This is a genomic window from Prevotella aff. ruminicola Tc2-24 (assembly GCF_900110895.1).
Classification (GTDB): Bacteria; Bacteroidota; Bacteroidia; order Bacteroidales; family Bacteroidaceae; genus Prevotella.
Genome location: NZ_FOIQ01000001.1, coordinates 804,610 through 821,196 on the forward strand (window position 1 = coordinate 804,610; position 16,587 = coordinate 821,196).

Below are 16,587 nucleotides of genomic sequence, written 5' to 3' on the forward strand. Positions count from 1 at the left end.
CTTCAATCCTCCGACTATCTGTCAATATCAGGAATAACAAAGTCAATAGCAGCACCCGTAGCCACGAGGTCGGCTATCTTCTGTCCGCGCAACATCGGATCGAGCGCCCCCGTCAACGAGAGTCCCATCGGACGCATCTTCAAACGGTATGGACTCTTGTCACCACGACTATCGAGATATACACCAAACTCGCCACTGGCACCCTCTACCGAGAAGTACCACTGTCCTTCAGGTACCTTGATGATGGGTTTCTGCTTCACATAGAAGTCGCCCTCGGGGATATTGTCGATGAGCTGCTCGATGATGTGGAGGCTCTGGTACATCTCCTGGATGTGACAAGTGTAACGATCCATCGTGTCACAACCGGTCATCGTAATCTGCTCCCACTCCACCTGACTATACATATCGTACGGATGGTTCTTGCGGACATCATTCTTCCAACCAGAAGCACGTCCGGCAGGACCCGTCACGGCATATGAGATACAATCCTCAAGCGACATAGGACCGACCTTCTCAAAACGGTTATGGGTGATGATATTATCACCAAACACATCAACATACTCCTGAATGATGGGCTTCATGTATTTCACCAGATCCTTCACGTTCTTCACGAAGTTCGGATCAATATCATCCTGAAGACCACCAATACGGTAGTAGTTCTGGATCAGTCGTCCACCTGTCGTCTCTTCCATGCAGTTGAGTACGTGCTCACGGTCTCGCATAGAATAAAGGAACGCAGTAAGAGCACCCATATCCTGAGCACAGCAACCGACGTACAACAGGTGTGAGTCAAGACGCTGAAGCTCATCCATGATGGTACGGATATACTTGATGCGATCTGTGAGTTCCACACCCATGCCCTCCTCAATAACACCGACCAAAGCATGACGGTGCATCATAGCAGAGAGGTAGTTCAGACGATCGGTCAGAGCCAGTGTCTGAGGATAAGTCATATTCTCACACATCTTCTCGATTCCACGATGGATATAACCAAGATGTGGATATACGCGCTTCACCGTCTCACCGTTGAGCACCGTCTGCAGACGGAGCACACCATGAGTAGAAGGGTGCTGCGGACCGATGTTGATAACATAGTCATCGGGACCGAAAAGCTTATTCTGTTTAGACTGGAGATGACCATCCTTGTCAAGATAGTACTCCAAGCCATAATCTGGCTCAATGTCATCCTCCAGAGTGTACTCATCATTAAACTGCCAATCCTTACGGAAAGGATGGCCCTTGAAGTCACTCCTAAGGAACAGACGGCGCATATCGGGATGCCCAAGGAACACTATCCCATAGAAATCATAGACCTCACGTTCCAACAGATCAGCAACATGCCAGATGTTTGACACCGTAGGAATATACGGGATCAGCTGACCATCGGTCACACCAGTACCATTGGAAGACATGCCATCGCCACAGATCTGTGTCTTGGCAAGCATCTTTACCGAGCAACGCTCATGGTTATCAGTATTCTCGAGAATATAGACACATCCGAGTCCCTCTTCACCAAAGTCTTCTCCGACAATGGTAACAAGGTAGTCGAAGTGTTTCTTCTCTTTCAAGTTCTGCATCTCAGAGGCGAACTTGTCAAAATCGAATGATAGAAATTCTAATTTCATGCCTTGTCCTCCTCTACTTTTACTTCTGTCGGGGCAGGGTTGACCTCTGGTCGAACCTGCTCACTCGCAGTTTTCATCTCATCTACAAAATCCTGGGGAACATCGGTTACCACAATTGGCTCACGACGATGATCACCAAGTTTATAACGGAATGTAAGCTCTTCGTTGGATACGCCAAGCTCGCGCTCTTCCTGAGTCTGCTTATGGTTGGCACCACCAAAGAACTTCTCGATCTTCACCTTACGCTGAAGCTGCATCATGCCGTACATGATAGCCTCAGGACGCGGAGGACAGCCGGGGATAAAAACATCAACGGGTACGATCTCCTCGATACCCTTTACGACATGATAGCTCGACTTAAAGGGGCCACCGCTGATAGCGCAGCCACCGACAGCAATCACATACTTCGGTTCGGCCATCTCATCATAGAGACGCTTCAAAGCAGGCGCCATCTTATGAGTAATCGTTCCAGCACACATGATCAAGTCGGCTTGACGAGGAGAGTTACGAGTCACCTCAAAGCCAAATCGGGCAAAGTCATAGCGGGCACAGCCACAGGCCATAAACTCGATACCACAGCAAGAGGTGGCAAAGGTCAATGACCACAGCGAGTTTGATCGTCCCCAGTTAATCAATTGGTCGAGAGAACCTGTAACGACATTAACGCCTCCCTCATGGAGTTCTTCGATGATCTTCTCCAATGAGGCATTGTCGTTCCACTCCTCATAGGGAATACTCTTGATTCTCGGCTTTCTTACTTCCATTCCAAGTCTCCTTTCTTCCAAGCATATGCCAGGCCCAACACCAATACTACCATAAAGAATCCAATGCTCAATAATGCGAGAGCACCGAAGTCTTTTACGACTACTGCCCACGGGTACAGAAAGACTGTCTCCACGTCGAACATTAAGAATAGGATGGCAAACAGGTAGAATCCCACGCTCAGAGGCAGCCATGACGTGCCTCGTGTGGGGATACCACACTCGTAGGGCTCACCTTTCACCTTATTGTAGGATCGTGGTCCTATCAACTTGGCAACAACGTAAGCCCCTACCACCAATGTTAAAGCCGTCAACAAGACGGTAATCAACAAAGTAAAATTCATAAGTAATTATACTATTATAACAATATTGTCCTCGTTCTTAAGCAGTTACACGGATACAAAAGTACCTTTGCCGCAAAATCGCTGCAAAGGTACAAATAATATTTGTAAATCTTCCGAATATTTATAAAAATCTTTCTTCTTATCTTACTACTTCCGGAATTGCCTCACCGATACACGCATTCGTTTGTTGGATATGTAACATCTGACATACAGTCGGTGCAATATCCGTGATATGCACCTCACGACTTGTTGATCCATGATCCACCTTCCAGCCATAGAATAACAGAGGTATATGTGCGTCATACGGATTCCATTCGCCATGCGTAGTACCTGTCTTCGAGGAACCCGACCAGAACTCATAATATCCAGCTTCGAGCACCAGCAGTATATCACCAGAACGACGAGGATGATAGCCGAGCAAGGCACGGCTCCTGATAATGTCGGGTACACTCCATGTATTCACCTTCTCAAAATCCATCACAAACTGCACATGGGGCATCTGCCGCGCATAGCCAATAATAGCATCCTTCACTTTCTGTCCTTCCAAACCTAATTCTGCAATACGTTTCTTGTTCAGAAATACGCGATAACCATTGACACTGTTGATGACGGATAAGTCAGCACCCAACGTCTCCTTAAGATAACCTTCCAGGCCACTTCCAAACATCTCGATGTCACCTTTCCACGCACCACCATTCATCTTATGATCCTCCATATATTGATAGTTGTGCGCAGCACCATGATCAGCGGTCAGGAATACAAGATAGTTTCCCTCACCGACTTGGTCGTCAAGAGCTTTCAATAGGCGGGCGATATCTCTGTCAAGCTGCAAATAAGCGCCATCGGTATGCTCTCCACGCGTGCCCCATTCATGACCAATCACATCCGTCTGCGAATAACTCACGCAGAGCATGTCCGTCACATCACCTTTACCAAGCTGTTCTCCCTGTAGAGCGGCAATCGCCATCTCCGTTGTTATTGTACCGCACAACGGATCATAACCGATTCTCTTTCCCAGTTCCTGCATACGCTTATTCTTTTTCAGTTCCCGGTTATAAGCCTTCGCCCACTCTGGCAACTCCGTCATATAGTAAGTACTGGTGATGAACTGACCATTGTCTATGTCAAGCCAGAAAGCAGCATCCGACGAACGCCCGGCAGGAAGGATTGCCGCACGGTCCTTGTAACTGACACCTATAACCTTCGAACGGAAATCGGTATGCATCCTAAGTTGATCACCAATGGTCGTAGAAAGCAGGTTACGTGGTGACATCTTACCACGCTTTGCATTATCAGTTCCCACAGGTTCCACGGTCTGATCAGCACAGCAATAGACGGGTTCGCCATCTATAAAGAAATTATTACCGCAGATACCATGGAATGCCGGTGTCGTTCCCGTATAAGCACTTGTATGTCCGATAGCTGTCACCGTCGGCACATAGTTGATAAGACAGTTATTACAAGAGAAGCCCTTGTCTATCAGCCTTCGGAAACCATCATCTTGAAATTGGTCGTAATACCGCGACAGGTAATCCCATCGCATCTGATCCACTACAATTCCAACAACAAGTTTCGGTCGTTCTCCGAATTCATTATGTGCTGGTAGCTGAGCTGCCGCACACATCATCACAATTAATAGTAGTAACTTTTTCATAACGAGTGCAAATATACGAAGAATTCTTCTATAAAACAATTTCTTTACGAGAAAAACTTTTCTACATCTCCGCAGTACGTTCAATCAGCTCCAGACACATACGACTGTTATGATATGGGCATTTCCAGAAGCCAGCCTTATCATCATCGGTATTAAGTGAACCATCGGCATGCCTGCTCCAATACCACTCACCGTTGTCGTAATCAATCAGTTGTTTCTTGATATAATCCCAACAACGCTGTGCCTTTTCCAAGGCATCCTGATCATCGAAATGCTGATAGAGGTTAAACCAACCGACCACATTCTCTGCTTGTACCCACCAATGAAGATCATCATCGACATGTCCAGTATCAAGATTTGCCTCATGGATCATCGAACCATCAGGGCGCAAACCTTTCTCCGATGCTTTTGCGACCATCTGCACAATGGGTTCAACCTTTGCCAGGACCTCCGAGTCGCCAAGTACAATGGCCGCCTCATGCAACAGCCATGAGCACTCGATATCATGTCCATAGCTCTCCAAATGCCCAGCACCACGCGTCCAGTCCATATCAAAGAAAAGGTCTAAATGATGTGTCTCTGGATTAAGAATCTTATCCGTGAAGATGCCTATAATGTTTCGCAATGCGCGTCCGACTCGGATAACATCCTCGTAATAAGCCATAGGGCCGTATTGCGGTGCGAAAACACTGCCCCCTAATGTATCGGGGTTATCAGGATACTGGCTCTTCAATACGCGATAAAGATTGGCATACGGTTCAATAATATGCAGATGTGTGTTCTGGGACTTCGGATAATTGGCATCATATTCCGAGAGCCGCATGTCGGCAATCTCAGCCCACTCCCGTGTACATGCCTCAATATAACCATTATAAACAGGATCGTATGCATGCTCTTCTATACAGTCAAAAAGTTGAAGCGCATAGTCAAGCGCCTCCTGATCACCAGTTGCACGAGCATATTCCGACAAGCCATAAATGGCGAAGCCAATGGCATAGAACTGTTTCTTTGTATCAAGAGGCTGTCCCTTATAATCCACGCTCCAATACACCCCACCATACTCTGGATCAATAAAATGATCGATGAAATACCGTTTGGCGCGCGTTGCAGCCTCCAAATACTCCGGACAGCCCATCACCCGATAAGCAGCAGAGAACGACCATAAGATTCTGGCATTGAGGATAGCACCTTTCTCTGCCTCAGGGTGTAGTATACCATGTCCGTCAATACGGCCATAGAAGCCGCCATTCTCGATATCAACCATTTTATCGAGCCAGAAGCGCAGGATGTTCTGCTGTAGAACATCCTGCATCTCCACGCTCATCATTTTAAAACACATTGTTTGGCTTTTATATTTATTCTATGGAACGGACCTTTTTCAGTTCCGTATTAATCTCTTCAATACGCTCCGTCGTTAATGGGTAGAACCAGGCTACGAGGATTGCAATCAGTGCGACAGCAGCAGGGATAAAGCTCATCAGCCAGCGAAGTACCATCAAAGCACTTTCGGGTTGCGCCACAGAGGCTGCCACTTGATCTACATCTGTAACATAGCCGAAGGCAGAAAGCAACCAGAGTACAGCCGCACCACCGATGGCACCACCAAACTTCTGCGCCATAGAAGCAGAAGAGAAAATCAGGCCCGTAGATGCTGTCTTATTCTTCAATTCTGCATAGTCACTGACGTCAGCATACATACTCCAAATCAGCGGCGACATGATACCAGTAAAGACACTTATGACAATCTGCAAAATCAACATTGTCCAGAAACCGCCAGGTGTACATGGTACAAAGAAAAAAGCGATACTGAGCACAACCAAGGCTGCGTTCACAAAGATAAAGGTTGTCTTCTTTCCTAATTTATTAGCGATGGGGACACAGAGTGCCACACCAACCATATTAGACACCTCACCGATACCAAGGAACAGGCCTGCGTAGAAGAGGAAGGAAATCGTGAAGAACACCAAATTAACATCCGGGCCTATGATATCCTGGAAGAAATAGGCAACCGTGGCTCCACGGACTGTATTGAAAAGATTAGAGCACAAGGCGGCACCTATCAACAACCACCACGGCTTATTAGAGAGAAGCGACTTAAAGTCTGAACCAACGCTCACTGTCGAGATGGTCTTCAGATGTTCCCTAGTCAGGAGGAAACACAGAATGAACATCACGAAACAGGCCGAGGCGACAACAACCATTCCCCAGAACCACCCGTTAGCAGTATTGTAGCCACCAAACATATTCGTCAACGGCTCCCACAGAAACAGGGCGAGGAACGATCCGCCATAGGCAAAGAACATACGGAAAGAAGAAAACACGGTCTTCTCATTTGAGTCGTCGGTCATCACACCAAGCATAGCACCGTATGGTACATTAATGCCCGTATAGACAGTCATCATCATGATATAAGTAACATATGCCCAGATGAGTTTCGCACCGTAATTCCAGTCCGGAGTCGTAAACAAGAGAATACCACAGATGGAAAACAACGGAGCCACCCAAAGCAGGAAGGGGCGATACTTACCCCACTTGGTATTGGTACGGTCGGCGATAATACCCATCATCGGATCTGAGACCGCATCCCATATACGAGTAATTAGCACAAGGACACCGGCATCCAAGAGCGACAGCCCGAAGATATTCGAATAGAAGAAAGGAAGATAATAGGAAAAGATCTTCCAGAAAGTCGACGACGACATATCGCCGAAGCCATAACCGATTTTTTCAATTAACTTAGACTTTGCCATTTTGATAATGTGTTTTGATTGACAGTTTATGATTTGAATTTACGAGTTGCGATTCTTGGCAATCAGTTTTTTGATTGTCTCAACAGAAGCGGCGGTCGTCAAGCCATCCTCTGGTGTGTTCATACAGTAATCAATTAGCCTATCGATTGTTGATGTTGCCACATGCATACGTGTATCAGCAGAGGCATAGTAAATGAATACCCGTCCATCCTCATCAGCAATCCAACCATTTGCAAAAGCCACGTTCATCACATCACCGAGATACTCATAACCTTCTGGTACAAGGAAATAGCCACCCGGTTGTGCAATAACCTTTGTGGGGTCGTCCAACGAGGTCATATACATATACAACACATAACGCAGACCATCAGCCGTAGCACGTACACCATGAGCCAAGTGAAGCCAACCCTTCGGGGTTTTGATGGGATGCGGGCCTTCTCCGTTCTTCACTTCCGTAATCGTATGATAGTGACGCGCATTGATAATAGTTTCTTCTTTCACCTCCGCATGGGTAATATCATCGATCAGTGCCCACCCAATGCCTCCACCTGAACCGGTATCAATAAAACCGTCTTGCGGACGAGTATAGAAGGCATACTTGCCATCTACGAATTCTGGATGGAGTACCACATTACGCTGTTGACTCTTTGTCTTCAGGTCTGGCAGGCGCTCCCAGGTCTTCAAGTCTTTTGTACGAGCAATACCAGCAGTGGCAGTGGCAGCACTGAGATTGCCTGGCTGTGAATCATCATGGCGTTCTGCACAGAATACACCATAGACCCAACCGTCCTCATGCTTTGTTATACGCATATCATAAATATTTGTTGCAGGAATCACGTCGTCTGGCATGGTAATAGGTTCCTCCCAAAAGCGGAAATTATCGATGCCATTGGGCGATTCTGCAACCGCAAAATAGCTCTTACGATCCGCTCCTTCCACTCGGACGATAAGCAGATACTTGTCGTTCCACTTGATGGCACCCGAGTTTAATGTCGCATTACACATAATACGCTGCATCAGATACGGATTATCTTTTTCATTAAAATCATATTTCCACTCCAAGGGGATATGTGCAGCTGTCAAAACAGGGTTCTTATACTTCTCATAAATGCCATTCTCCGCATAGCAGAATGGTGAATTCGAACAGTCCCACTCCATAACCTCGTTTTTACGATTCAGGAGTTCCTCATGACGCTTTCGCAGGGCTGCTACTTTCTTTTCAAATTCTGTCATTTCCTTATCTCTATTTTCTATTGATTATTCTGTAATATCCTTTAAGAAAAGAACGTTCTTCTTATCGTACATTTCCTTAAAAAAGACTGCATCAGGCTTCGATGGTGAAGGTCCGAACCACTCATGCCGTGCATTACGCCACACGAGGAAGTAACTTATCTGATGCTTATCAAGTACAGGAGTAAGCGTTGATGTCCACCACGTCGGGTCAGTGAGATTTTTCAAACCACATTCCGTTAAAGCGGCTACCTTACCGTGCTCTGCAGCAAACCTCGTGAGCATCGTAAGATTCATATCCAGTTGGGCTATAAAATCTTTCTTGGAACCCCACTGGTAGCCATCGATACCAACCAAGCCGACACGATCGTCGCCAGGATAACGCTCTAAATACTTCTCCTGCGTGAGATCTGGAGCCATACCCGGCGAGTATGCCCAAAGTAGATTATCAAATCCGTCAGCATCTAGTTTATCCTGAAGCATATTCCACAAAGCCTTATAATCCTCCGCAGAACAAAGTCTCTCACCCCACCAAAACCAAGAGCCGGTATTCTCGTGCCATGGGCGGAATATAACGGGTATTCTCTCACCATCTTCCGTCTTTAGTGTGGCAAGGAAATCAGACAAGCGTTGCATCCAGATCTGGAAAAGATCATATTTTTCTCCTCCCTTCAGAATACTTCTCACAACAGTTGTATCACTGATATCCCATGCAGTACCCTCAGGAAACTTCTGTCCAGCCAAACCACCTCCATCTATCGTGGTCAACGGGTTACGTGGATGCCAGCTAATAGTAATGATGCCCCCACGATTATAATGATTGATGATCTCCTCTGTGATTTTCGTAAAAGGAACGCTATCAAGGCTTTTCTTGTCACCCATTTCGATACCACCCAGTTCAAATCCCATCACTGCAGGATAATCGCCACAAACATTTTTTACATCACTTGAGTCTTTTTGGTATTCCCATGTCAGACCATAAAAGGGATCATCCTGATGACCAAACATATATCCCCTCTGACGAAGGGTATCAAGGCGTTCCATTAACCGCTGACCCTTTGTCTTCTCCTGTTCAGACTGCTTCGCTGCAGAACAAGCTGTCACAGCAAACGCTATAATCGATATAACATAAATCTTTTTCATATCATTCTTACTTCATAAATCCACGAATATACATACTATCTTAACTTCATCTGTTTCAATAGCCACTCTTCCCACTCATCCCATTGTTCCTGATACCAGAAATGCCATGTGGCCTGATATGGTGAGATTTCTTTGGGCCCTTTTACTGTGTTATAAGTGGCCCATGCCGTTGTAGGCGGCACAACGTCATCATTATAACCAAAAGAGAACCATCCTTTCTGTTTGTCAGTAATCAAACGGGCAAAATTGACACCATCATAATAACGTGAGGTCTCTATCTGGTCGTCAAGCGTAGTTCTTATGTCACGCTCATTGGGTAATCGATATCCTTTAATATTGGGTTTCCCATAAAAGTAATGAGGCCAACCGCATGCGATACCACGCAACGAATTAGTATGATCACAGAGAGCCGCATGCACAGGGGCATAAAAGGTCACACGTCGATCCAATCCGGCAGTTGCCAATGTCAGGAAACCTCCCTGAGAGGAGCCTGTCACACCCAGCTCCTGTCCATTCCACGGCGTATATTCGGCAATGTAATCAAGAGCACGAATACAACCGATAATCACACGATGATAGTAATGTTTTTCACGCGATTCCATATTATACTCGCAGTACCCCTGAAGAGCACCGTTTCCCAAATCATCGTAAACTCCTTGTTCCATTGTTACCGGGATGCCATGTATACCGATTTCGAGCGTAATAGCTCCCTGAGAGGCCGTATAAATATCGCCTGCATATGGTCGCACGCCTGCTCCAGGAACTCTAAGCAACGCAGGATAACGGCCTTCTTTAACGGGCACACATAAAATACCATAGGTACGCACCCCCCATCGTTCATTATTGAAGGAAACTTCATATACGTTCACATCCTTTGTGCAACGCTCTGGTAATAGCCGTTTCGTTGGATTCAGGTCTGTCTTACGTGCTTCACGGATGGCACTCTCCCAGAAATCGCAGAAATCGCGTGGGAAGACTGTCGACGGCTGCAGTTTTTCTGGTGAGAAGGCTACGCTACAGGCTCCTTTATAATTCTTGCCATTGACATGAGCCACCACGTCAACACGGAAAAAGCCAGGCTGCTTCATGGAGCCGGTCAACTTCAATGTTCCATTTTTCAAGACAACGTTCTTCTTGACATTCTGATACATCTCTGGTCCGGTAGCATAATCGACACTCACATTATCAAGTAACGTTCCAGATTTGAGCACATTAATCACAAATGTTGCCTTCTCATTAGTTTGATAAGTCCAGTCCCTATGGTCTGGTTGCACAGTCACAACAATATTATTACCACGAATCTGAGCATACAGATTCCCCAACGTCGCTAAACAAAGAAAAATAGCAAGCAGTCTTTTCATTATATGTACAGTTTTGAGCTTTCAAATTGTCGGGTGCAAAGTTACGCAAAAAACAGCGAAACGCAGAATAATATATTATCTATTTATAGTACTTTTTTACTAAAAAGGCAAAAGACAAAGAGAGTCGGTTTTCTTCGTCTTTTGCCTATAGTATTCAACTACCTCAAAGAACTAAAGGATTTCATTTTACTACCATTTTTACACCATCCTGGATAACTATACCCTTATAATTTTCGTCGACCACTTGACCCGACATATTATAACTGACACTTGTTTTCTTCTTTTTCTTTTTCGCCGGTATAAATTCCGAGGCTGCAACCTTAATAGAAGAAGTCAATTTAATCAGATTGATTTGAGATACCACGAGATTGTCGGCACTTACACGCAATCCATTCTTCTTCAAATTGGCAACATCGGTCTCTGTTAATATGATATCATACAACGTCGAACCCTCCTCAACAACGACATACCCTCTGTCATTCAACTCAGAAGCATTGCCTTCCAAGGCATCATCCACACTAGCACTGACCATCTTGATCTGACAACAATTCTCCATGTCGACAGATGATGTAGAATATACAAGCTCCAAAGCATCACCAACCGCAACATGAGAGAATTCCTCTGCATCAATGCATATACCAACCTCATTCGGGGAATTATTAAACACGCATTCTCCTTCCCATAGAACCGCAGATATAATCCCATCAAATGAACGAGTGGCTTTCTTCTTCACATTCTGATCTGATATCAGACCAAACGGAGTATCTTCCACTTTAGCTTGTTCAGCCCATTCCTGTGCATTTGCATATGTCGCAAGACACACAACAACGATCAGGGTAAATAATTTTTTCATACGCAGTTGCTTTATGTAATACAATTATAGTTGATAACTATTCTATCTTTTTCATCCTATCTGCTTGTGACTTAATAACCGACAACGTAGAAGTATCACCTGTGAAAACAGAATTCAGTCCCTGAGCCTCCTGCGCAGGATCTCCCGTATAGTCATCACCAACCTGCCACTGTTCATAATGCTGGGGCTTAGCAAATCCACCCCACCCCCAGAAATTGCAGCCTGCGAAATAGCCACCTTTTTCTGCATTATCAGCCACCAGTGAGAATACGTACTCATAGAATCCATCACGCCCTTTAGTAGGTGTGCCCAACGCGAATTGAAAATCATCACGTGGATAACCAAATTCTTCCATCACCAAAGGCTTCCCTATTCGTGCACATATCTCCAAATGACGTTCAATATACTTCTGGGTGTACTCTTTTGCCCTTGGCAAGTTCTCAATTAAAGAATCAGCCTTCGCCCAGCCCCAATTGTAAGGCCACAGATGAATATTACAATAGTCAATATTGGCATCCGAACTTATACGTTCCCAACAATCGAAATCGCCTTCACAGCCCCACGCGCCCTCGCTACCGATAGAAATCAGATGGTTTGAATCAAGCGAACGGATGAGAGAAGAAGCCTCGGCAAGCCACTTCTCGAAAGCAGGCAACGCCTCCCTAGAAAAAGCACGCGGCTCATTACCAATCTGCCACGACATAATGGCTGGATCATTCTTATAAGCCACTCCTGTATAGCGATTCGTCCGACCAAGGATAAAACGCACATAATCATAAAACAATTCGTGCGCTTTCTGGTTGGTTGCATATTTTGTCATCGCATTCATAAAAACAGGATAGCCATCTTCATTGGGGCGTGGCTGCCGCCCTTCGCCCGCGTGTTCCAAATAGAAACTATAACCACCACTCCACTCCCATGAGTTATTCAAATAAAGAACCGCCACCATATCACGTTTAGCCATTTCTTGCAATAGGAAGTCGAGACCTGCAAGGATCGTATCATTATATTCCCCAGGCTTCACCTGTAGTGTCGGCTCTACCTTCGTTGTTACCCCACGTTCCCCATCGCTTCCAACAAGAATACGAAGATTATCGACTCCCACAGACTTCATAAAGTCGAGTTCCCGACAGAGCCGCACGCGATCTCCGCCTTGCCCCTCGGAGCCAAGAATTGCCCCGTACCAGAAATTAGTACCCACGTAATAATAGGGTTTTCCGTTCTTCACAAAATGTCCATTCGCCACACGTACGAAATCACTACGTTCTCCCTGTTGTCCACGACAGGCCACAAACGCCATAAAAAAGAGTATTGTAACGAACAGTTTCAGTTTCATCATTATTGGCTGGTTAATTCAATGGCAAAGATACACATTTTTCTTCAGAAAACCAAATAATTATAATAAAACTTACGACAAATGAGCATTGAGTGTCAGAAATCGCTCAAAGAGTATTATAAACCACATTAGAAAAACGAGCAGATGGCATTTCATGAAAGAGTTTTCCTATGGTAACGCAATAAGCCGGCCATCGGACTCTTTTGAATTTGTCCTACGACGAAACCCTGACTGGCTGCCGCCTCGCATAATTCCTTCTGATAGTACCATGCAATTGAACCAATAAATGAAACAGGCAAATCATGACGATTATATGGTGAGATATGATAACGGAAGAAGTCAGTAAAACTCGTAACGACAAGTGAACGTATGTCGGGATTATCAAGATGATCATAAATAAACGTTGAAAGACTGGCCAAGAAACGATTCGCCATAGGTTGGCGATAGACACGATCAATAATCGAGGCCAAAGATAGTCCTGTCTGTTTTTCAAATTGGGACTTAATTTCTTCTGACAACAGGCCCATATAAAGTGCATGCAAAAAATGCTTTCCAATCACAGCGCCACTTCCCTCGTCGCCAAGGATATAACCAAGAGCCGAAGTGTTCTTAACAATAATCTTTCCATCATACAAACAGGAATTCGCACCCGTTCCCAAAATACACGCAATCCCCTCATTACATCCACACAAGCTACGAGCAGTACCCAACAAATCACTATGTGCCTCAATATCCTCTGCACATAAAAACGACTGACGAAGAAGTCGCACCATCGGCATCTCAAATTCTGGTCTCACACCACTACCATAAAATTTTACGCTCGTCACGGTTTCCTTTCCTTCAGGAAGTTGAGGAACCAACTCTTCCTGAAGAATAGAAGATATCTCATCCTGTGATTGATGAAATGGATTAATGCCTTGCGTACTAAAGACGCGATATGACATCTCAAGGCTGTCCGCATCCGAAGGTACGAATGCCCAGTCCGTCTTTGTACTTCCACTGTCTGCAATCAGTATCATTTTCAATCTATTATAAGGATTATGATGCAAAAGTAATCAAAAATACATTAAATTCCCCCATAAATAATCTTATTTTTCAGAATTAAGAAGTTTTTTTCGTATCTTTGCATAACTAAACAACATTTTAATCAAATGAAACGTTTCTTAGCCATATTACTACTTCTATTGTCTATCGGTATAGAGACCCATGCCGTTCTGAAAGAGAAAGATCTCGAACAGACGCTATCAATCTTACAGAAAGAACTGGAACAATACAACGACGAGCTGACCGCTCGGAGTGCTGTACGAAAGGTACGTGCCAAGCAGCTTATCACCCAGTTGCTGTTAACGATGAAACAAGCAGACCAGAATGCGCTAATGCTCTATTCACAGCAACAGGATAACGTATTCGACATGACATACGCTTGTCACGAAGCCACAAAACAGTATCAGGACTTTCACAAAAACCAGATTCCCTTCACTTCCTTCTTAGAGAAAAGCGGAGCAGAACTTGCGCGATACGATAGTCTTGTGAAACGTTTGGAGGCGATGCCAGAGATGATGACAACTGCCTACGGCTCTAAGCGGCGTGATTCATGTCTAGTTCTAGCCAAAAACATCCGTTCGATGCTAGCTGATGGCGAGCAACAACTAAAGCGCAACATCCACTTCTACAAACAGACAGAGCGGCGCCTCAGCGAACTGAATGATTATGCCAGAAACCGTTACACAGATATTCAGCGGAGCATCTTCATCAATGGTAGCGATAGCTATCCCACGCTATTAAACAACCTCGGACGGCGCTGGAGTTCTATGACAGAAACTGTCAAAAAGAAATATACAATCAATAACGATGACAATTCTCAATGGAGTTCACGGTGGATATTCGGACTATTTATCGCCATAGCTTTTTATGTCATCGTTGCCATAGTCCTCAACCAGCTCTTTTTCCGTTTTCTCTTACCAAAGCGGTTTAAGACTGAGGAGTTTAAGAAGAAGCAGGCCGCCATCATCATGGCTACCACCACCATCACCTTCGCGGTGATACAAGGATTACTAATGAGCAACTCCACTCAAAACTTCATTCTTATGGCATCAAACCTATTGGTGGAATACGCATGGCTGCTTGGTGTAATTCTTATCTCATTGCTACTCCGTGTAAAAGGTGAACAGATAGGTAGCGCCTTTCGTATCTATGCGCCTTTAATCGCTGTAGGGTTTATCGTTATCGGATGCCGCATCATTCTTATTCCCAACGAGTTAGTAAACATTGCATTACCTCCAATATTGCTCGCGTGTGCAGTCTGGCAATGGCTAGTCATCAGAAAACACAATCAAAACATTCCCAAGTCGGACATTTTCTATACTTATATCTCCCTCGTTGTCTTCATTGCATCTGTATGTTGCTCCTGGGCCGGATATACATTACTGGCTGTACAATTACTGATATGGTGGATCATGCAGTTAACCTGTATCCTAACTATTACCTGTGTCAGCCAATACATTGAAATCTTTGCAAAACGCAAAGGATATGACAAGAAACCCATCACACAGACATGGGCCTATCTATTTGTCGAAAAGGTAGTAATGCCTGCTTTGAGCGTGAATTCTATTATGTTAAGTATCTACTGGGCAGCGAAGGTGTTCAATCTGAGTGAGCTCTGCTGGCAGATCTTCAAATACAGTTTTATAGACATGACGAATTTGCAAGTGAGCATCCTAAAACTCTCGATGGTCATCACGTTGTGGTTTCTCTTCCGTTACATTGCCCACACCATCCTCGCCTTATTACGTATCCATTATGAAACAGATGACCCGTCAACAGCTGCCTCGAAAGAAGTAATGGGAAGAAATGTGATTCAAGTACTCGTATGGGGAATATGGTTGATGATTTCACTCTCCGTCCTGCATATTAGTGTCGCATGGCTACTCGCTATTTCTGGAGGTCTATCAACCGGTATAGGTTTCGCATCCAAGGATATCATCGAAAACATCTATTACGGCGCCTCACTCATGGCAGGTCGTATCAAAGTAGGTGATTGGATTGAGGTCGATGGAACTATGGGGAAAGTTAGTTCTATCAGCTATACCTCAACTGTCGTGGAAGCACGATCCGGAGAGGTTATCACCTTTCAGAATTCCCAACTGTTTGCGAAGAACTACAAGAACCTGACTCGTAACCATGGGTATGTACTTGCAGTCATTCCTTTCGGTGTCGCATATGGTTCAAACCTAAAGGAAGTGACTCAATTGGTCGAGGATGCCGTCAATACGATGAATCACCCTTGGATGGATGCCTCTAAGGAAACAAAAGCAGTTGTATCAGAGATGGCCGATTCGAGCATCAACTTCAAACTTTTAGTCTGGGCCGAGGCTACGAAAAAAACACACGTGATGAGTGATGTACTGAAATGTGTCTACGAGACATTGAACAAAAACAGCATCAGCATCCCGTTCCCACAACGTGACATCCATCTGGTAAAAGATTAAAAAACAGTCAATTTGTTTGGTAGATTTAGATAAAATACTTAT

The 16,587-nt window shown here is 44.9% G+C and carries 13 protein-coding genes; 1 reads left to right on the plus strand and 12 read right to left on the minus strand.

Going from position 1 to position 16,587, the window contains the following annotated elements:
• Positions 1–14 precede the first annotated feature (14 nt).
• The 12 genes from BMY63_RS03460 to BMY63_RS03515 all read right to left on the minus strand — a co-directional run bounded on the left by BMY63_RS03460 (position 15) and on the right by BMY63_RS03515 (position 14,076).
• Positions 15–1,625 carry an NADH-quinone oxidoreductase subunit D-related protein gene (locus BMY63_RS03460; RefSeq protein WP_091914720.1) on the minus strand — a complete coding sequence of 537 codons (1,611 nt, stop codon included), beginning with the start codon at positions 1,623–1,625 and terminating at the stop codon, positions 15–17.
• Entirely contained in the window at positions 1,622–2,389 is a 768-nt protein-coding gene (locus tag BMY63_RS03465; RefSeq protein WP_256218919.1) for an NADH-quinone oxidoreductase subunit B, read from the minus strand. The genes BMY63_RS03460 and BMY63_RS03465 overlap by 4 nt, the downstream gene beginning before the upstream one ends.
• Positions 2,380–2,730 (minus strand): NADH-quinone oxidoreductase subunit A, encoded by a 351-nt coding sequence (locus BMY63_RS03470; RefSeq protein WP_091899767.1) that lies wholly within the window; start codon positions 2,728–2,730, stop codon positions 2,380–2,382. The genes BMY63_RS03465 and BMY63_RS03470 overlap by 10 nt, the downstream gene beginning before the upstream one ends.
• A 139-nt stretch (positions 2,731–2,869) precedes the next feature.
• Positions 2,870–4,384, minus strand: a complete 1,515-nt coding sequence (locus BMY63_RS03475) for an alkaline phosphatase family protein (RefSeq protein WP_091914722.1) — start codon at positions 4,382–4,384, stop codon at positions 2,870–2,872.
• 61 nt (positions 4,385–4,445) lie between these two features.
• Positions 4,446–5,723 (minus strand): AGE family epimerase/isomerase, encoded by a 1,278-nt coding sequence (locus tag BMY63_RS03480; RefSeq protein WP_091899769.1) that lies wholly within the window; start codon positions 5,721–5,723, stop codon positions 4,446–4,448.
• Positions 5,724–5,739: 16 nt separating this feature from the next.
• On the minus strand, positions 5,740–7,134 hold the full coding sequence (locus tag BMY63_RS03485; RefSeq protein ID WP_091899770.1) for an MFS transporter: 1,395 nt from the start codon (positions 7,132–7,134) through the stop codon (positions 5,740–5,742).
• A 39-nt stretch (positions 7,135–7,173) separates the two neighbouring features.
• Complete coding sequence (locus BMY63_RS03490) at positions 7,174–8,367, minus strand: glycoside hydrolase family 130 protein (RefSeq protein WP_091914724.1); 1,194 nt, start codon at positions 8,365–8,367, stop codon at positions 7,174–7,176.
• A gap of 24 nt (positions 8,368–8,391) precedes the next feature.
• A complete protein-coding gene (locus BMY63_RS03495; RefSeq protein WP_091899772.1) occupies positions 8,392–9,507 on the minus strand; it encodes a glycoside hydrolase family 26 protein in 1,116 nt (371 codons plus the stop codon).
• 35 nt (positions 9,508–9,542) lie between these two features.
• Complete coding sequence (locus BMY63_RS03500; RefSeq protein ID WP_091899773.1) at positions 9,543–10,868, minus strand: acetylxylan esterase; 1,326 nt, start codon at positions 10,866–10,868, stop codon at positions 9,543–9,545.
• A gap of 181 nt (positions 10,869–11,049) precedes the next feature.
• Positions 11,050–11,721: a hypothetical protein gene (locus BMY63_RS03505; RefSeq protein WP_091899774.1), complete on the minus strand. Its 672-nt coding sequence runs from the start codon at positions 11,719–11,721 to the stop codon at positions 11,050–11,052.
• Positions 11,722–11,758: 37 nt separating this feature from the next.
• Positions 11,759–13,060, minus strand: coding sequence for a glycoside hydrolase 5 family protein (locus BMY63_RS03510; RefSeq protein ID WP_369807692.1), 1,302 nt, complete (start codon positions 13,058–13,060; stop codon positions 11,759–11,761).
• A gap of 149 nt (positions 13,061–13,209) precedes the next feature.
• A complete protein-coding gene (locus BMY63_RS03515) occupies positions 13,210–14,076 on the minus strand; it encodes a hypothetical protein (RefSeq protein WP_091899775.1) in 867 nt (288 codons plus the stop codon).
• Positions 14,077–14,208: 132 nt separating this feature from the next.
• Between BMY63_RS03515 and BMY63_RS03520 the strand changes: the two genes are divergently transcribed.
• A complete protein-coding gene (locus BMY63_RS03520; RefSeq protein ID WP_091899776.1) occupies positions 14,209–16,545 on the plus strand; it encodes a mechanosensitive ion channel family protein in 2,337 nt (778 codons plus the stop codon).
• Positions 16,546–16,587: the final 42 nt, after the last annotated feature.